The sequence below is a fragment of the Enterococcus sp. CR-Ec1 genome (assembly GCF_002850555.1).
GTDB classification, from domain to species: domain Bacteria; phylum Bacillota; class Bacilli; order Lactobacillales; family Enterococcaceae; genus Enterococcus_D; species Enterococcus_D entomosocium.
Window position 1 is genome coordinate 3492772 of record NZ_CP025223.1, and the last position, 18640, is coordinate 3511411.

The window sequence follows — 18640 nt, forward strand, 5'->3', positions numbered from 1 at the left end:
GCTATATATGTGCTTCTAGGTGATACCCAATAAAACATTTCATAAAATGTTCAAAATCACCACTTGCTATGAGTGCATCTTTAAATGATTCATCTTCAATGATCGGTACTAACAGTTGGCTGATTTTGTTCAATTCTACTTGCCCCAATCGGTCAGGGGAAAGTAAGAAAATCAGCTGGATCTGGTCATGCTCGTCATCCCATTTTATGCCTTGTTTTAGTATAGCAACGGCCGCATAAGCATCATTGGTGATCGGTTCAATGGGGTGCGCCACCGCCAAATAATCCGAAAAGGCTACTGAGCTATAGGCTTCTCGTAAAGCAAGCTGCTTGCCTAGCGCTTCTTTCACTGAACGTTTTTCCAAGCCTTCAATTTTCGTCAGCAACTGATCCATAACAGTTGCTTTGTCAGTCTCTTCCTCTATCAGCAGAAAAAGTTCTGAGCGAAAGCTGGTCTCAATCAATTCCCGCTCCTTGTCAGATAAAGATTTCGGCTGTTGTTTCAGTATGCTACCATACTGTTTTTTGATTTTATACTGCTTCAACTGGCGATTGATTTTTTGGATATCTTTTTTATCTAAAAAAACACTGACGGTGACGATGGGGATATTTAGAACCACATCTGGTACTTTGATGGATGAAATGATCAAATCGATCCCTGCTAGTTTTTGTTCACTGATTTCGTAATAGCTGATCATATCTTCAATCACGATTTTTGAACCAAGTTCGTGTTCCAAACGATTTTTTAACATTTGCGAACTACCAATTCCTGTTGCACAGATCACTATGACCTTGGCTTTTTGTTGATTCGCTAAGCGTTCCATCGCAGCAGTTAAATGGATCGTCAAATAGGCAAGCTCTCCTTCGGTCACTCTATAGGGGGCAAAGAAGGGAACATCAGAAAAATGCCGAATCGTTAACTGAAAAAAGTCACTGTAATCTTTTTTGATGGTCTCTAGCAAAGGATTTTCCATACTCGTACCGTTATTCAATCGTTGCAATAAGGGGGTGATATGCATCATCAGCCCTTCTATCAACAGTGGATCTTCGACTAAGCAAAAGCCGGTTTCTTGATCGATTTTATGCAAAACAGCTAACAGCTGTTGTTTGACCTCGTTATCATCTAAATCGATCTGTTCACGGATAGTTTCGGAAACTAGTTTGTTTTTTAAGTGAATGGCGATATAAAAAGCCTCTTCTGGCGGCAAAGCAATGCCCATCTGTTGGCGAATCTTCTCAACGATCTCTATAGCCGACTGGTATTCTGCTTCTTGTTCCAATTCAGGATCCTGCGGATGCAGCTGGATCTCAAAGCCCGACTGCAGCCGTTTTATCGCTAAGCCTATATGCAGGACGATCGTATAGATCATAAAATCAGAGAGTTTCAAAAAGTATTTACGGCAGGTGTCCAAGACGATGATCACGATCTCCTCGATCGCTATCCCCTCTAATAGATGTTTGTACATTGAGAATGCATAAAGATTGTCTTGCAGGCGATTCATGAAAAAGTAATTCATGATGAAATGCCGCAGACTGTTTTCAGATCCTTCAACATAAATGCCTTGACTGGTTCGATGTTTCAACTCGATCGTATAAGGCTTTAATAATTGCTTGATTTCAACGATATCATTTGAAATCGTCGAGCGCGAAACACATAGATCCGCTGCTAAATCATCAACAAAAACGGGCTTATGCCCAAATAACAATTGATTTAGCAAAAAATATTGCCGGTCATTGGCTTCATTGATCGTGGTTAGATCGTCAGCTGTTGGCCTGAGATTGGTCTTCTCTGAATAAAACAGATCAAAGGAACGCTGGTCCGTGATGTTCAAGCGATACCCCTGTCCTTGCTTGGCACAAATTTGACCAATCTTATGGTTCTTCAGGATAAGTCCCAGACCTTGAACGTACTTGCGAGTAGTCCGATCCGAGACCCCCAGTTGATTTGCGATCTGTTTGCTGCTAGTGTATGTGTTGCGGTTTTGGTAGAGCATCTTTAGCATGATGATTTCTTTTTTACTCAACATTATTCATCAACCTTTTTCATCAACCTATTTTCATCTAGCTACTTATTTGAACTGCTTTGAACTGCTATTTGATATTTTGTTCTACCACAGCAGCTAATTTTTCAATGCCCATCGGTATCGGAACATAGGCTTGGGGCGGAATATTTACGATGGGTCGTTGGTACTTGATGGCAGCTTTTTCAAGATTCGCAAAGTACATCTTAGTTTGAGGGCTGACTAAGTATAGGTCGTATTCATCTTTGGCGATCGTGGCTGCTCCTTGAGAGGCAGACGTTGCATCTAGTTCAATTTCTTTTCCTCGCTCTTTAAAATATTCCGTCGTTTTTTTGCAATGACCGATGAAGACATACCGCCTGCACAGATGATTAATGCTTTTTTCATATAGTTTTCCTCCTTAACGAATACACTCATTTTCACTATCTATGTTCAGTAGCTGCTAAATAGTGGTGTAGTACTGATTTTCCTTACGTTGAATAAATCAGTTGCTCACCTGATTTAGCATGGCAATGGGTTGATAATGTCATCATAATAGATAGCGCTTTCTTTTTGAACACAAGGTGTTTCCTTATCGATGCGGAAGCAAATTAGATGCGTCTACTTGATTTTACAAGAATTCCCTTCAAAAAATGATCGAAAAAAAAGCTTTACCTGTCTTTTGTCCAAGTAAAGCTTTTTTAATCATACGCTCTTTGATTGTTCCTCTTCAAACTTCCGCCGTTCATTTTCTACATATTTGTATAACGAACCGTAGCGGCTGCGATAGCCTTTCTTCCATGGTTTCTCTTTGCCGCAAAAATGCAGCAAAACGGTATGTTCGATGACCCAATCCAAACTCCATTCCCCTAGGCTGATCGTCTCATACGTACGGTTTTTCCGTACATCATAGTTATAGAGCTGATCAGGAATCGCCAGCACCCGATCACCATATAACCCATTTAAAATATCTTGATCCGGCAAAAAGAGGTTCAAATGATTTTTCTCAATGAAGGCTGCGATTTCTGTTTCTTTGACCTCTTGCCGTAGCTGGTGCACATTCATCAGCAAGACACCTGAATTATAGTAGCCTTCTGACTCATAATTGCGCAAACGGACTTTATTGATGACCGTCGTCACTTCTGTCAGCTTGGAATGACTGGCAGCGGCATACAGAAAATCCCCTAACGTCAGCTCATACAAGGGGCGCAAATCATTGATGCACAAAATATCCGCATCCAGATACAGGATTTTTTCCACCTGCTGCGGCAAGTAATTTTGTGCCAACAATCGATAGTAGATTGATTCTGGGTAGCGGTCACTAACTGGTGCCGTTTTAAAGATCGAACCAGAACCGATGATGACGGGATGATAGGTCATCGCCAATTTTTGACAAAAGACCTCTAGCTCTGCACCTTGCCTCAATTCTTTTTCTTGTAAGACATAGACATCGAAAGATGCTGCTGTCGTATGGCGTTTGATTGAATATAACGTTGTTTTTAATTGTTCACTGAATCGATCATCAATCGCAAAAAGTAGATTCATGCTCTTGTTCACTCCTCTGTTACTGGATGCACTCGTGGGCAAAAAATCGAACGCAGTTGCCCGCATCTTCTGTTCTTCTAGTATACCCGATTTTTAGTCATTCTTTCAGTGAAATAGCCTTTCCAGTGAAAACCATTCCTTGGAAACGCAAAAAAATGCTGCTCCATTCAATGAATGAAACAGCAAATGATCGATGATAAATGGTGACCTCCTAAAACAGATCAGCGAATCGTGGCAAAAGCTTTTGACCACAACAACAATTCATCCAGCATGTCATTGACACCTGCAGCCATGTGCGCACCGGGTTTGAAGGTACTGAAATTTTCAAAATCTGTGAAGAGATTGAAGGCTGGGTTAGTCCGCACGGTGGCAACTTTTTGTTCAGCTAAAACGTTACGCAATTGTTCAGCGGCACGAATCCCACCGCCAGAACCATAACTGACGATCCCAGCTGCTTTATCAAACCATTCTTCCCGTGCAGAGTCTACGGCATTTTTCAAGGAAGCCGCAAAACCGTGGTTGTATTCTTGTACGATGAAGATATAGCCATCTAATTCAGCGATTTTTTTGTTCCACGCCATGTTTGGCTCAGCCGTTCCCATAAACGGTAAATCAAATGCCTTTACATCAACGATCTCAAACTGATGCTCTGACCGTTGAGTAGCAATTTCTTGAATATATGCTCCGACTTGCGGACTTACGCGTCCTTCTCTTGTACTGCCTAAAATAATACCAAATTTCATGATAGGTTCCTCCTAAGATTGTTTTCGTTTGTCTTTTAACGATTGGCAAATGTGTCTGCCCAGTCCAGTAATTCCGTCAACATATCGTTCATTCCTGCCGTCATATGTTCGCCAGGAGTAAAGGTGGCAAAATTTTCAAAATCAGTAAATAAGTTGAAGGCTGGATTAGTGCGCACCGTGGCTACTTTTTGTTCCGCCAAAATCAAGCGAACTTGCTCAGCGGCCCGAATACCCCCTGCTGAACCATAGCTGACGATTGCTGCTGCTTTGTTGAACCATTCCTCGCGGGCGCTGTCTAACGCATTTTTCAAGGAAGCCGATAGCCCATGATTGTATTCTTGTACGATGAAGATATAACCGTCTAATTCAGCGATTTTTTCATTCCACGCTTGGTTCGCTTCGCCTGTACCCATAAAGGGCAAGTCGTAGTCTTTGATATCAATGATTTCAAATGAGCGGTCGCTATGTGCTCGTGCTGTTTGTAAAACGTAATTGGCTACTTGCGGACTCACGCGGCCTTCTCTCGTGCTGCCAACGATGATTCCGATTTTTTGCGCTTTTTTCTTTTCCGGAGTGCGATACACCTCTTTAATTACTTCTTTTTCAATTATTTGTTCTTTTTTCCCAAATCCAAGGACCATTCTTTTGTACTCCTTTTATTGTGTTTTCTTTAACGATGGACTCAGCATATCGAACTTACTTTTAGTAAGTCAATCATTTTGCTTACTTTTTGTTAGAAAAAAATCCCAGCTACTTCCTCTTGACATTCATTCGGCACCGAACTATAATCAACTCATCGATATCATTAGGTACCGAACAATAATTCAAAAGGAGTGTTCTCAATGAGTACAATGACCGATCACTTAATGAAACAGCTTCGTTTTATCAGCGAAGCCAGCAATGCTTTTATGAGTCAAAATAACCAACGCCTTTCTGGACAGCAACGCGTCCTAGCCGTTTTAAATTTAGAAGATGGCTTGGTGCAAAATTACCTCGCAGAAGTTTTAGATTTACGGCCAAGTTCCTTGGCAGAACTATTGAAGAAAATGGAAAGCAGTGGGGATATCCAACGCAAAGAAGATGCAGCCGACAAAAGGATCAAACGAATCTTTCTGACAGAGACTGGACGAAAAAAAGCAGAAAAATTACTGGCACAAAAAGAAGCCGCCAGCAGTCAAACGTTTTTTGCTGGGTTAACAGCGGAAGAACAAACCGAATTTGCCCGTCTGCTTGAAAACATCGCCGCTGGGTGGGAAGCTGACTTTCAGCAACAGACGCAACGCTTTATTGACCCGATGGATCGTCTACAAGCTATGCAGGAGATCCGGGAACAGATGATGAAGCAATGGGGTGGAAATTGGCAGGAAATGACGAATGACGATCGCCGAAAAATGAAGCAACAAATGAAAGATACTTGGCAAGATATGGGCGCTGACGAGCGGCGTCAAATGAAAAAGCAGATCAAAGAAGCCATGCGGCAAATGCCATTTCCTGGACACCGCGGCATGTTTGGCAATCGGCCATTTGGGCCATTTGAACCATTTGATAGTAGCGAGGCGAATGATCCACGGGACACATGGGGAAAAGGCAACTTTTTTGATGCCTACGGGTTTGGACAAGACCGCAAAGCAAGACCTGATTCCGCTTCTAAAGACGAAGCAGCCGAAGATGATTGGCAGGATTTCTAATAGCACCTAATGAAAAAGAAAAAGCTGCAGGACATCTTGCTTGTAGCGGAGGAAAACGAATGGAAACAACGACACCAACAGTGAACAAAAACAAATTTAAAATGAAAGACTTTATCCACCTGATCGTCAGTGTCAATCCCAAGAAAGGCTTGTTTCTTTTAGGGATGCTCTTTAGCCTGATCACGAGTGCCGCCAGTTTGGTCGTGCCGCAGCTGACGAAAACGCTAGTCGATGCCAGCGGCACCCCCACGTTCAGCACCTCCATGCTGGTCGTTTTGATCCTAGCCTTTGTGCTGCAATTAGGCGTAGGCACTTTAGGCGGCTTTCTCTTGCGCTATGTGGGAGAAAGTGCCGTGAAAACATTACGAGAACGTCTTTGGAAACATCTGCTGCATTTGCCAGTCAGCTATTTTGATGACCATAAGTCGGGGGAAAGCAGTTCGCGACTCGTTAATGATACTTCCGTGATCAAAGAACTAGTCACCTCGCAATTTCCCAGCTTTGTCACTGGCTTGATCCAATTGGTTGGTTCGATGATCATCTTGTTTTTGATGGATTGGAAGATGGCGGCGATCATGTTCAGTGCGGTGCCTTTGATCACCTTGATCATGTGGCCGATCGGCAAGATCATGTCGAAACTAGGACGCCAACTACAAGCAGCGACTGCCGATTTCAATGCGGATGCCAGCGAAAAACTTTCAGAGATCCGTTTGATCAAAGCCAGCAACGGAGAAGCTAGTGAACAAGAAAACGGTCGGCGCAACATTGGGGCAATCTTTACCCTCGGGGTCAAGGATGCGAAAGTTAGTGCGATTTTGCAGCCAATCATGACGACGGCAATGCTGGGATTACTCGTAGGAATCCTCGGTTATGGCGCGATCCGTGTCCAAGCCGGCACCTTGACGAGTGGCGCATTGATTGCTTTTCTACTGTATCTCTTTAATATTATTGCGCCTGTGACGACGTTTGCGATGTTCTTTTCACAAGTCCAAAAAGCGATGGGTGCTACGGAACGGATCCAAGAAATTTTGGATACGCCGCTGGAGCCGATCCAGGCAGCACCCAAAGCCGCTATCGACGGCGCAGTCCTACGGGCAGAACAGATCGATTTCAGTTACGATCCCAAACGGCCGATTTTGCAAAACATTTCTTTTGAAGCCAAACCCAACACCGTGATTGCTTTTGCGGGACCAAGCGGCGGCGGAAAATCCACGATCTTCGCTTTACTGGAACGCTTTTATGAACCCACCAGCGGGCGCTTGCTGATTGGTGAACAGCCGATAGCTGACATTGATCTGCAGGACTGGCGGGCACAGATCGGCTATGTTTCCCAAGACAGTGCGGTCTTTGCCGGTACGATTCGGGAAAACTTGCAATACGGATTAAGCCGAACACTGTCAGAGGAGGAATTGTGGCAAGGACTGGCATTGGCTTATGCCGATCAGTTCGTCCAAGAGTTCCCCGAAAAACTAGAAACACAAATCGGCGAACGCGGCGTCAAACTATCTGGCGGGCAAAAACAACGGATCGCCATCGCACGAGCATTCTTGCGAGACCCCAAGCTGCTGATGCTCGATGAAGCGACCGCCAGCCTAGATTCTCAGTCGGAAGAAAAGGTCCAGCGGGCGTTGGATCATCTAATGGAAGGGCGCACGACATTAGTGATCGCCCATCGCTTGTCGACCATCGTGGATGCCGATCAAATCTACTTTATAGAAAAAGGTACCATTACCGGTCAAGGTACCCATGCAGAATTGATCAACAATCACCCGCTTTATGCTGCCTACGTGAATGAACAAATGATCAATTAAAGAATAAAAACTAGAAAAAAAACTGCTTATTGATGGATAAGCAGTTTTTTTCTATTAGCCAACGGCTGAATGTTGCTTCTCTTCACGCGCCACAGGCACTTGATTCCCTCGCTGTAATTCTTTCAGCACCTGGTTTTCTGCCCGCAATAAATCCCTTTCGCTTTGGGCAGTAGCAAGCTTTCCTTGATAGACCAAGACTTCTTCTTGGTAGGTTTTGGCGGTCTTTTGGACTTCTTCTTCTAACTGATCGATTTTATGGGTCAATTCTTGATTGATCTGTTCATATTTTAGGTAAAGCTTTTGGGCATTTTCGATATTCGTTTGTTCCAAATTCGCTTTGCTGGATACTCGGGTAGCCAAATAAGTAAGTACACCAGTAATGAGTGACGGCAAGACAACTGTTACGATCGATGTATCCATGATCCTCCCCCATTCTTTTTGATACGATTCATATCATCTGTTTCCAGTATAAAAGATACGATTCGTATCGTCAACTGATGTGATATTTTTTATATCAAATAATACAAAAATAGATACAAATTATATCCAACGTGCTATACTACAAAAAAGGAGGCGATCACTCATGCTTGGCGAACGGCTAAGAACACTCAGACTACGTACCAATCAAACCCAACAGCAGATCGCAGATCAGCTGGGAATCACCCGCGCAGCGTATTCTCATTTCGAAAATGATCGTAACGAACCCGATGGCGAGACCATCGTCAAACTCGCGGAGATTTTTCAAGTATCCACCGATTTTTTGTTAGGCAGACAAGTCCCGGCAGGCTTTACGCAGCCCTCTGCAAAAGTTCAAACCGTTGCGGCCCATATTGATGATGACGTCACCGATGAGCAGATGGAAGATATCCTCAGCTATATTGAATTTATAAAACAGCGGCACGCCCAAAAGGAATGATGGAAATGGATAAAGTAGAAGAACTGATGGCCGCCTACCCAGACTTGCACTTTATTTTCGATAAAAATATGCCTGATGGTCAGCAAGGATTGTACATCGATCACCATATTTACTTGAACCCTGACCAATCACAAGAAGACCTCTTGAGCACCATCGGTGAAGAAATCGGTCATTATCTGACCAGTGCTGGCGACATTACCGCCCAAGATACCAACGAAAAACGCAAACAAGAACGCAAAGCCCGCGACATTGGTTCTGCGATCGTGGTCACGCCCTATGATATCATCGCTTGTTTTGAAGAAGGCTGCAAAACATTGGCGGCATGCGCTGATTTTTTAGGGGTTCCCCCACAAACCTTCAAAGACGCGGTCACCTATTATGCCCGACGTTTTGACGGTATCAAAACCGAAGAAAATTATACCTTGTTTTTTCATATCGACGGCACGATTGAAGTTGTCAAAACCTTTGGCAATCAAAGTTAAGCCTTTTTCACACAAAAACAGACGTTCCTTTCCTGCTGCTAAAGGCAGCGTTGACGGAACGTCTGTTTTTTATCCTTGCATGTTGACCCGCATCAATACACGGTTCGGTCGATAGTTTTCTGAGGATTGATGAACCAATGCACCTTCCTCGAAACGATACAAATTGTATCCATAGCGTTCTTCAAAACGGACCATCCCATCGCCTTCATCTTCCCCGACAAACGACATACTTGCCACAGTATAGTAAGGAATCCCTGCGATCGTTCCCGTAAACGCATGATGGGTATGTCCACTGAGAATACAAGAGATTTGATACTGCTGCAATAATGCCACCAAACGATTGGCACCGGCCCATGCCGGCGTGCTTGCTTGGTCGGGCAACAAATGATGGTGCGTCACAAAAACGATCTTTTTCTCTTTGAGCTGCGCCAGCGTGGCTTGCAGCCATTCAAACTGTCGCTCATCTACGATACCGTCGGCATAGCCATAGCAGGAATTATCGAAAGTCACGATCGCCAATGTCTCCGTTTCATAGACTTGATTAAAAGGTGTATCACTGGCGGTTTCTACTGACTTGCCTTGCCAGCCTTGGCGAAAATGCCGTTTGATATCATGATTACCTAGCGTTACTACGATGGGTACTGAGCCAAAGGCTTTTTCTAAATATTGCTTCAAAGAGGCATAATCGGCAGGCGCGCCATCTTCGGTCAAATCGCCGCTGATCACCACCAAATCGATCGCTGCTCGCGCCTTGGCATCTTGGATACACTCTTCAAGAGGAATCAAGGGATTTTGCATGGCTGCCAGCATTCCTTGATACCCTTCTTCACAAGGCAGGTAACTTTCTCGAAAATGGATATCTGATATATGCAATACATTCATAGGTTTATCTCAATTTCTTTCTGATGATTCCAGTCAACTGGTCTAATAAGAAGACGGTCACAACGACGCCCAACAAAATAATACTTACCTTGCTCCAGGTTCTGGTTTGAATAGCAAAAATCAATGGTGCACCGATCCCGCCAGCACCGACTAACCCTAACGTTGCCGCACTGCGGACCGCAATTTCAAAATGATTCAGTGCAAAGGAACTATAGATAGGCGCTAAGTAAGGGACCCGCACGAAAAACATCGTCTGCCAAAAGTTGGCACCGACGGCTTGCATCTCTTCCGTCAAGCGCTCATCCATGGCTTCCATTTCTTCGGTAAACAACTTGCCCAGCATACCGATCTGGTGGACACCGATCGCCATAACTCCAGCAAAAGGTCCTGGACCTACCACACGGACAAAAATAATCGCATAAACCAGCTCGGGAAATGCCCGCAAGATATTGCAGATCATTTTGCCGATTTTTGCGACCCAGGGTGTCGAGGTCCATAGGTTGGCGGCACTCAGCAAGGTCACTGGAATCGCGCAGACTGTTGCGATCATCGTTCCTAGACAAGCGATCCCGATCGTCAGTAACAACAAGCTCCACAGATCTTCCCCACTGCCGTCATAAAAGAAGGACCAGTCTGGCTGACTCAGCCCTTGCAAGACATCTCTTCCCATCGCTAAGGAAAATGTGCTTAATCCAGAATAATCCAGCGTCGCAGCGGATAAAACTAGTAAAACAGCAAAGAGTCCCCATAACAGCCAAGTCGTTTTCTTCACTTCTCTGATCATCATAGGAAAGACCTCCTTACCCGCTCACTGAGAAAATCAACGATCGCTACCGTCAGCAAAATCGTCAAGATAATGATTGAGACCCGCTCATAATTCAACAATGCCAATGAGGCGTTCAAGATGACCCCGATCCCGCCGGCACCCACATACCCTAACACCGTCGAAGCTCGAACATTGACTTCAAAGGCATAAAAAGTATAGCTGGCAAACTGGCTGATGACTTGGGGAATGATCGCCCAAACGGTCACTTGAAATTTATTCGCTCCTACCGCTGCTGCTGCTTCGATCGGCGCAAAATCAATGGTTTCGATCGCTTGGAACATCAGCTGTGAAACCATACCAAAGGTAAAGACCGCGATGGTCAAAACACCAGTGGCTTCACCGATTCCAAAAATCGCTACGAACAATGCCGCCAACAATAGATTGGGGATCGTCCGCACCAGACCTAAGAGAAAACGCATCGGCACCGAGACCCAACGGCTTTCTGTCACGACTGTTGTCGCCAACAGACTCACCGGTATCGCTGCGACTACTCCTAAAACGGTGCCTAAAAAGGACATCTGCAATGTCTTGATCAAGGGTATCATCAGTTGCGGTAGATAACTAAAATCTGGGTGCAAAAAGCGAGCCATGAAAGCCGTCATCTGGCTGCGATTCGACCACACTTGTGCAAAATCAGCCCCTGTGATCCAGGCACTGCTTTGAAAAAAGAGCAGCAATAAAAGAACCAGCAGCAGGTGTTTGTACCAATTAAAATGAACTGTTTCTTTCAGTTTCATCGATTTCTCCTGCCTTTTCTTCAAAAATTGCTTTGCCATAGATTTGTTCTAAACGCTGATCTGTCAAAGCGGCTGCGTTGCCGTCAAAAACGATCGCACCTGCTTTTAAGGCAATGATCCTTGTCGCATACTGACGAGCCAAGGGAATCGAATGCAGATTGATGACAATCGTTTTGCCCATTTCTTGATTGATCTTCTTCAGATCCTCCATCACTTTCTCTGTCGTGATGGGATCTAGTGATGCCACAGGTTCATCTGCTAAAATCACCGGCGCTTGTTGGACCAAGGCACGGGCGATGGATACCCGCTGCTGTTGCCCACCACTCAACTGGTCGCTTCTCGTTTGCAGTTTGTCTGACAAGCCGACCGTCGCTAGCGCTTCTTTCGTTCTTTCGTAGTCTTCTTTCGTAAACAACCCTAAAATACTTTTCCAGGTCCCGTAATACCCCAAACGCCCAGACAAAACATTTTTTTGAACGGTACTGCGTTTGACCAAATTGAAGCTTTGTGAGATCAATCCGATTTGTCGACGAATCAAGCGCAATTCTTTTTTATTGGCTTTCGTGACTGATTTGCCGTCTACTCGGATATCTCCTTCAGTGATTGGTACTAAGCGATTGATCGAGCGCAAAAAGGTACTCTTACCAGCACCGCTCAAGCCAATGATGGCCACAAATTCACCTTGCTCAATCGTTACATCTATGTTCTGTAATCCTTTGACCCCATTCGGGTAGACTTTGGATACATTCTCAAAAGTTATCATCTGTTTTCTCCATTATGTAGGGACCGCGGCAAAGTTTCCCCAATCGGTCACGGTCTATCTCACTAAAAAATGCACTGGTACTGCGTATTCCACCTATTCCCCTAGTAAATCGCTGCACATCTCCGTGTCCCGTTATCCTTCTACCGCAATCCCTGATTTTTTACTCTGCTGCTCGTTGTGTATAATCGCGAATGGTATCGTAAGCAGAATCTGCTGCTTCTTCATACCCTTGGTGTCCCCACAAGCTCATTGCTTCGGCGCCTTCTTCATCGTCTGCCATATTCAAGAACACTTCTTTGATCTGCTCTTTTAGTTCAGCATCCATCGTCGGTTGAACGGCAATGGCGTCATTCGGGATGTCCCCTTCGGTTAAGTAAAGAACTTTTAGATCTTCGAATAAATCGTTATCTGGGAAGCTTGACGCAAAGACATTCCGTGCCCCTTGAAACACAAAGGCGGCATCCATCTGACCATTCAAGACTGCAGTGATCTCACTTGGAATATCGTTCACCGTCGTTAATGTAGCATCCGTCGTTGGATCAACTCCTGCATCTTTCAACTCGGCAACTGGGTAAATATAGCCGCTGGCAGAGTTCGGACTCAATGTAGCGATTTTTTTCCCTTTTAAGTCCGTCAATTCTGTCATATCGCTATCCGCACGTACCAAGATCTCCCCTTTGAAGGTATTGGTTTTTTCCCCTTCTAATGGCAAGCCGGTCTCAGGATCATAGGCACCTAATTGAGAAGTCAAAATCGCTTCTGCTGCATCCATATCTTTGGCTTGAACATAAGCGGCTGGCGGCATGATCCCTAAATCAACTTGTCCAGAAGCCATCGCTTCTACGATCGTCGAATAATCCGTTGCTAACGTTACTTCTACTTCACGGTCTAATTTTTTTGATAAATACTCAGCAAACGGTTTTGCTTTGGCTTGCATCGAGCCGTCATTATTGGTCGGTACGAATTGTACCACCAGCTTTTCTTTTTCGGCTGCGGCACTGCTGTCGCTGCTGCTGCTCCCATTCCCACAGCCGGTCAATGCGGCAACTAACGCAATTCCTAACATTCCTTTAACAATTCGTTTCAATGGCATTTTTTCTCCTCCTAATGGTTTGAAGCTTTCTTACATTCAAATCATACCAAGTATCCCTTCAAAATGAAGTGACACATGTCCTATTTTACCTTATTTTTACATACAATTTACATTAGTTTTTATTTATCGTTCGTGTTGAGTCAAAAGGGGAACTAAGCTATACTTAAAGAAAACCATTCAGGAGTGGCTGATTCCCATGAAAAAAATCGATGATACCGCACGCCTCAGGAATTACATTGACACATACGATCTGCAATCTTATATGGACAATGATTTGTTAGCGATGGCCACTTTGCATTCCTTTGAAAAAGAAGAGCACCTGATTCGAACGGGCACGCCTTCTGAATACTTGTATTTTCTCGTAGAAGGAACCGTGATGGTCTATTCCTTCTCTTCGGATACCCAAACGATTTGTATTGATTACGCCAAGCCGGCTGCACCTTTAGGGGAAGCTTCCTCTTTATGGGAACTCTTGCCGAAAAGCAGTGTCAAAGCCGCTTCTGCTTGCGTCTGCGTCTGCATCCCTTTGAATCGCTACCGCAGCACCTTGCAACAAGACGTCCGCTTTTTGCAAACCATCTGTCAGTTGCTCAGTTCCCGCTTGAATTCGGGGATCAACTTAGCGAATTCATTGACGGAACCTGTAGAGACACGGTTGGCCAAATTTATTCTTGCGCATCAAGAAAACCAACACTTTTCCTTTCAGTTAACCACCTGTGCCGCAATCTTGAATGTCAGCTATCGCCACCTGCTGCGAACCTTTACCAGCTTTCGTGAAGACAAGCTGATCGAAAAACAAAAACAGGGCTATGCAATTCTCGATTTCCCCGCTTTAGAGTCGCTTGCCGAAAATTTAAGCCATGTATAAGGAGCAGCCCATAAGAATGTTCGGATTTTCCCTGAGTACGCGTTCCTGCTGTTGGTCTTGCCCTTAACTAGCGCTGTGACAAGCATTCTCCACCGAAGAAGGCAAGCGAGACCGGCAACTGCGCCTTATTTTCTTACAAAAAACCCGATCCTTGCTGATATTCAGTCGAGGATCGGGTTTCTTTTGCTTATTTTACGATGGCTAAGAAGTCTTCTCCTTGCAAGACATCGGTTTGGTTCATATCCATCACATCTAAATATTGCGGGGTGTTCGTCACAACGATCGGTGTGATCGTGGATAAGCCAGCTGCTTTGATCGTATCTAGATCAAACTTCACTAACAAATCGCCGCGTTTGACTTGATCGTCTTGTTTAACAAAGACCTCAAAGCCTTTGCCGTCTAGTTCCACAGTATCCATACCAATATGCATCAGAACTTCGGCTCCATCCGTGGTGGTCAAACCAACGGCATGGCCAGTAGGAAAGAGCGTCGTGATGGTGCCATCTGCCGGCGCATATAAAGCCCCGACGGTCGGTTCGATGGCGATGCCTTTTCCTAATGCACCAGAAGAAAAGACTTGGTCTTTGACTTCTGCTAAGGGAACCACTTTGCCTTCTAACGGACTACTGAGGATCACTCGTTCTTTAGACGAACTATCTGTGGGTACTGCTGGCTCTTTCGCTGATGTTGCACTGGCATCGGTTGCTGGCTGATCTTCAAAACGTAAGAAGAAGGTCAAGACAAACGCGGCGCCAAAAGCGATAGCCGTGCCGATCGAAGCTGCGATCAGACCACTTAGATCTTTCGTATCTTGTGGGATAAAGGAAGGAAGACTTAGTAAGCTGACTAACCCAAAGGTATAGTTTTCGACTTGGCTGAAGCCGATGAAGGCTCCCCCGATGGCACCACTGATACACGCGGCGATAAATGGTTTTTTCAATGGCAAGGTTACCCCATACACCGTCGGTTCTGTGATCCCAAAAATTGAGGTGATTGTTGAAGAAAGGGCCAAGCCTTTCAATTTCACATTTTTTGTCATAAAGAACACTGCTAGCGCTGCACCCCCTTGAGAAAGGACAGCTGGCAATAGCATGGGTACCATGGTATCGACACCAGTTTGGCTGAGATTCAACATGATGATCGGTACAAAGCCCCAGTGCATGCCAAACATCACAAAGACTTGCCATAAACCACCCATGACAGCCCCAGCGATCAGTGGGCTGAAGTGGTAAATGCTGTCATAGGCACTACCTAACAAGTTTCCTAAAATCGTTCCTAGTGGACCGACGACAATAAAGGTCAATGGCGCCATGATCAAGAAGACCGCTAAAGGCACACAGATGATCTGTAAGAAGCTAGGAATGACTTTTTTAAAGAAACGCTCCACATAGCTTTGTAAAAAGACCGCTAATATAATCGGAATGACGGAAGACGTATAAGCACTCGCACCAATAATGACCGGAAGGCCTAAGAAACTCAACGTTTGCCCAGCTAAAGCGGTGATGTCTGGATGAACCAACGCCATCGCTAAGGAAACCGCTAGAAATTCATTGGTCCGAAACTTCTTCGCTGCAGTAAAAGCCAACATCACTGGTAAATAGGTAAATAACCCATCGGCAATCGCATACAATACGGTGTAGACCCCAGAATCAGCCGCTAACCAATTCAAGGTGACTGCCAGCGTCAAGAATCCTTTTAAGACCCCGGCACCTGCCATTGCGCCTAAAAATGGCGTAAAGATCGACGAAATAATATCCACCAGTTGATTCAACAGGTTGCCTTTGTCGCCTTTGCTGTCTGCTTCGCCATCGAAGTTCGCTACTCCATTCAATTCACGGTAAACGTCGCTGACATGACTGCCGATCACCACTTGGTATTGTCCGCCGCTTTGAACGACTTGGATCACGTCGTCGTCTTGATTCAAGCGTGCCGTATCCGCTTTGTTCTCATCTTTTAATTTGAAACGCAAGCGGGTCGCACAATGCACCACGCTGTTGACATTTTCTTTGCCGCCCACCGCATCGAGGACGCGAACTGCAATTTCTTTATTTGAACTCATTTTTTCAACACTCCTTTTTTAATAAAAAAACCCAGATTGAAAAAACGACCGTCCAACGAGTCTTTTCCTCGCTGACTGTTGTCTTTTCAATCTGGGTATTGCCTGCCTGACAGTAACAATCCGTTAATGATTGAATGTTAATTGGTTTGATCATTGACGACACGTTCGATATGGATCGTTAAGTAGATCATTTCTGATTCACCGATCGATTTGTCGTAGGTTTTGATCAAATATTCGTTGATCCGTTGAACCGTTTGAAACGCTTTAGGGTACTTCGATTGCACAAGGGCAAATAAAAATTCATCTTTTTCCCCCGAAAGTTCATCGCTTAAATAGCGCTGCGCAAAATACTGTAAATGCGTGGTGATCCGTTGATAGTTCAAGGAATCTGGGTTAAAGACTCGTCCATAAAAACGACTGATGATCGCCAATACGTCACGAACGATCTCTACCGCTTGCATCGTGGTTTCCATCGTACCATTTGCTTGTTCGCTATTGACGATATGAAAGGCGATAAAGCCAATTTCCGATTCCGGCAATGAAATCCCGAAGACTTTTTCAAAATAAGCAACGGCATCTGCTGCAACCGCATACTCTTTCGGATAAAATTTGCGGGTCTCAAACAACAATGGATTCGGCAGCTCAATGCCTTCACGTGCCCGAACTAGCGCATAATGGATATGATCGGTCAGTGTCAAATAAATATTTGGCGACAGCTCGATCCCCAATGACGCTTCTGCATCATCCACCACTTGCTTGACGGCTTCGACTTCTTCCACAGGAATGTCTGAAAACAATTGCTGAAACTGATTTGCGGTAAACGTATCCTTTAACACAAATTCTTTTTCGACAAAGGCTTCATCCACTGGATCGCCGACCTTCTTCTTAAACGCAATGCCACGACCCATATAGATCACTTCCTGACCGGCATCATTGGTCGAGATGACGACATTATTATTTAATATTTTCCCAATAACCATCGTTTTCCCTCACTCCAAAATAAAAAAACCTAGAATCTCCCCATTAGCGCGCTACGGTCAATTCTGGTTTTGCCTGCCGAACAGTAACAATCCTTGTAACTGAAAGAATAATAACACACCCCTGTGGCAGATGCAACCCTTTTCAATCAGAATTTCTGCAACGTGCTTTTCCTTTGTTATACCATTGAACAATTCTCCTTGCAACATCCTTCACTATCTAAATTGAGTTGTTTTTTAATAAAAAAAGGAACGGCTCAGCTGCAGCCATTCCTGATGTATCAGAGTTGCTTTCTTTGCTGTCCCATGCGCCGCTCTTTCATAGCCGTGCCTAACGTACCATAGGTGAAGACCGCGATCCCTAGCCAAATAAACGCAAAGGCGGAAAATTGGGCCAGTGAATAGGTTTCGTGAAACAAAAAGATGGCCAACAAAAGCATGATCGTCGGGTTGACGTATTGAATAAACCCAAGCGTAATGTAAGAAACATTTTTCGCGGCTTCCGCAAACAGCAACAGCGGAATAGCCGTCACGATCCCGGCACCCATCAATAAGAGATTGGTTTGCAAGGGATAATTCATAAAGCCGACGGTTGAAAATCCTAAAATATACACGAGCGCAAAGGGGAAAATCACCATCGTTTCGATCGTTAACCCAGTAACCGAACTAATGGGGATCCTTTTTTTGATCAAGCCATACGTACTAAAGGAAAAGGCCATGATCAGTGAGGCATAAGGAATCGTTCCTGTTTGGATCGATAATAAGATCACCCCGATACTTGCCAGCAGACACGCCAGCATGCCAGTACGACTAAGACGTTCTTTCAAAAAAACGGTTGCTAACAAGACATTGACTAGCGGATTGATATAATAGCCTAAGCTGGCTTGCATCACATGGCCCGCACTCACCGCAAAGATAAAGGTGAACCAGTTGATGGAGATCAGCACAGAAGCTAAAACGATCAGTCCAGCAAACACTTTGTTCTTCCACAGCAGACGCGCTTCTTGTAAAAATTGCTTTTTCTTCCCGGAAAGCAAAATAAACAGCACCATAAAAACAAAGGACCACACGATTCGGTAGCACATCGTTGCTAATGGCGAAACCCCAACGATTATTTTCCAATATAGTGTGACCAAGCCCCACAAGACATAGGCAGACAACCCAAAATAAACGCCTTTATTCTTCATTTTCTCCCTGATTTTTTTCCATGAAAACAAGTCTTTCCTGAAAAAAAATACTCCTCCTAAACCA

Annotated in this window: 18 protein-coding genes and 1 pseudogene; 5 read left to right on the forward strand and 14 right to left on the reverse strand. The window is 44.6% G+C overall.

Features of this window, described 5'->3' with window-relative positions; genetic code table 11:
* Window position 1 precedes the first annotated feature (1 nt).
* From CXM95_RS16815 to CXM95_RS16835, 5 genes and pseudogenes are all read right to left on the reverse strand, one after another.
* A complete protein-coding gene (locus CXM95_RS16815) occupies window positions 2-2026 on the reverse strand; it encodes a BglG family transcription antiterminator (RefSeq protein ID WP_101699443.1) in 2025 nt (674 codons plus the stop codon).
* Window positions 2027-2090: 64 nt separating this feature from the next.
* Window positions 2091-2407, reverse strand: a pseudogene (locus CXM95_RS16820) (PTS cellobiose transporter subunit IIB).
* A 297-nt stretch (window positions 2408-2704) separates the two neighbouring features.
* Window positions 2705-3544 carry a glycosyltransferase family 8 protein gene (locus tag CXM95_RS16825; RefSeq protein WP_008380189.1) on the reverse strand — a complete coding sequence of 280 codons (840 nt, stop codon included), beginning with the start codon at window positions 3542-3544 and terminating at the stop codon, window positions 2705-2707.
* 221 nt (window positions 3545-3765) lie between these two features.
* Window positions 3766-4287, reverse strand: a complete 522-nt coding sequence (locus tag CXM95_RS16830; RefSeq protein WP_005233313.1) for an NADPH-dependent FMN reductase — start codon at window positions 4285-4287, stop codon at window positions 3766-3768.
* A gap of 35 nt (window positions 4288-4322) precedes the next feature.
* On the reverse strand, window positions 4323-4928 hold the full coding sequence (locus CXM95_RS16835; protein WP_101699444.1) for an NADPH-dependent FMN reductase: 606 nt from the start codon (window positions 4926-4928) through the stop codon (window positions 4323-4325).
* 201 nt (window positions 4929-5129) lie between these two features.
* Here CXM95_RS16835 and CXM95_RS16840 point away from each other — a divergent pair, with 201 nt between their 5' ends.
* Together CXM95_RS16840 and CXM95_RS16845 are read left to right on the forward strand one after the other, a co-directional pair.
* On the forward strand, window positions 5130-5975 hold the full coding sequence (locus CXM95_RS16840) for a MarR family transcriptional regulator (RefSeq protein WP_101699445.1): 846 nt from the start codon (window positions 5130-5132) through the stop codon (window positions 5973-5975).
* 59 nt (window positions 5976-6034) lie between these two features.
* Window positions 6035-7786: an ABC transporter ATP-binding protein gene (locus CXM95_RS16845; RefSeq protein ID WP_008380198.1), complete on the forward strand. Its 1752-nt coding sequence runs from the start codon at window positions 6035-6037 to the stop codon at window positions 7784-7786.
* 54 nt (window positions 7787-7840) lie between these two features.
* Here CXM95_RS16845 and CXM95_RS16850 read toward each other — a convergent pair whose 3' ends face one another.
* Window positions 7841-8206 (reverse strand): hypothetical protein, encoded by a 366-nt coding sequence (locus CXM95_RS16850; protein ID WP_005233306.1) that lies wholly within the window; start codon window positions 8204-8206, stop codon window positions 7841-7843.
* A 163-nt stretch (window positions 8207-8369) separates the two neighbouring features.
* Between CXM95_RS16850 and CXM95_RS16855 the strand changes: the two genes are divergently transcribed.
* Window positions 8370-8702: a helix-turn-helix domain-containing protein gene (locus CXM95_RS16855; RefSeq protein ID WP_015510522.1), complete on the forward strand. Its 333-nt coding sequence runs from the start codon at window positions 8370-8372 to the stop codon at window positions 8700-8702.
* A 5-nt stretch (window positions 8703-8707) separates the two neighbouring features.
* Window positions 8708-9184, forward strand: coding sequence for an ImmA/IrrE family metallo-endopeptidase (locus CXM95_RS16860; RefSeq protein WP_010748974.1), 477 nt, complete (start codon window positions 8708-8710; stop codon window positions 9182-9184).
* Window positions 9185-9253: 69 nt separating this feature from the next.
* On the opposite strand, the gene CXM95_RS16865 is transcribed toward CXM95_RS16860, so the two are convergent.
* From CXM95_RS16865 to CXM95_RS16885, 5 genes are all read right to left on the reverse strand, one after another.
* Window positions 9254-10066: a metallophosphoesterase family protein gene (locus CXM95_RS16865; RefSeq protein ID WP_010748973.1), complete on the reverse strand. Its 813-nt coding sequence runs from the start codon at window positions 10064-10066 to the stop codon at window positions 9254-9256.
* 4 nt (window positions 10067-10070) lie between these two features.
* A complete protein-coding gene (gene phnE, locus CXM95_RS16870; protein WP_010748972.1) occupies window positions 10071-10853 on the reverse strand; it encodes a phosphonate ABC transporter, permease protein PhnE in 783 nt (260 codons plus the stop codon).
* On the reverse strand, window positions 10850-11629 hold the full coding sequence (gene phnE, locus CXM95_RS16875; protein ID WP_016620313.1) for a phosphonate ABC transporter, permease protein PhnE: 780 nt from the start codon (window positions 11627-11629) through the stop codon (window positions 10850-10852). Before phnE (CXM95_RS16875) ends, phnE (CXM95_RS16870) begins: the two co-directional genes overlap by 4 nt.
* Window positions 11601-12392, reverse strand: a complete 792-nt coding sequence (gene phnC / locus CXM95_RS16880; RefSeq protein WP_005230661.1) for a phosphonate ABC transporter ATP-binding protein — start codon at window positions 12390-12392, stop codon at window positions 11601-11603. Before phnC ends, phnE (CXM95_RS16875) begins: the two co-directional genes overlap by 29 nt.
* A 160-nt stretch (window positions 12393-12552) precedes the next feature.
* A complete protein-coding gene (locus CXM95_RS16885) occupies window positions 12553-13485 on the reverse strand; it encodes a phosphate/phosphite/phosphonate ABC transporter substrate-binding protein (RefSeq protein WP_016620312.1) in 933 nt (310 codons plus the stop codon).
* Between the two features lie 196 nt (window positions 13486-13681).
* Between CXM95_RS16885 and CXM95_RS16890 the strand changes: the two genes are divergently transcribed.
* Complete coding sequence (locus CXM95_RS16890; RefSeq protein WP_008380210.1) at window positions 13682-14353, forward strand: cyclic nucleotide-binding domain-containing protein; 672 nt, start codon at window positions 13682-13684, stop codon at window positions 14351-14353.
* 187 nt (window positions 14354-14540) lie between these two features.
* On the opposite strand, the gene CXM95_RS16895 is transcribed toward CXM95_RS16890, so the two are convergent.
* The 3 genes from CXM95_RS16895 to rarD all read right to left on the reverse strand — a co-directional run bounded on the left by CXM95_RS16895 (window position 14541) and on the right by rarD (window position 18576).
* Window positions 14541-16412: a beta-glucoside-specific PTS transporter subunit IIABC gene (locus CXM95_RS16895; RefSeq protein ID WP_016620311.1), complete on the reverse strand. Its 1872-nt coding sequence runs from the start codon at window positions 16410-16412 to the stop codon at window positions 14541-14543.
* 137 nt (window positions 16413-16549) lie between these two features.
* Window positions 16550-17392 (reverse strand): BglG family transcription antiterminator LicT, encoded by an 843-nt coding sequence (gene licT, locus CXM95_RS16900; RefSeq protein ID WP_005233287.1) that lies wholly within the window; start codon window positions 17390-17392, stop codon window positions 16550-16552.
* A 278-nt stretch (window positions 17393-17670) separates the two neighbouring features.
* Window positions 17671-18576 carry an EamA family transporter RarD gene (gene rarD / locus CXM95_RS16905; protein WP_008380213.1) on the reverse strand — a complete coding sequence of 302 codons (906 nt, stop codon included), beginning with the start codon at window positions 18574-18576 and terminating at the stop codon, window positions 17671-17673.
* Window positions 18577-18640: the final 64 nt, after the last annotated feature.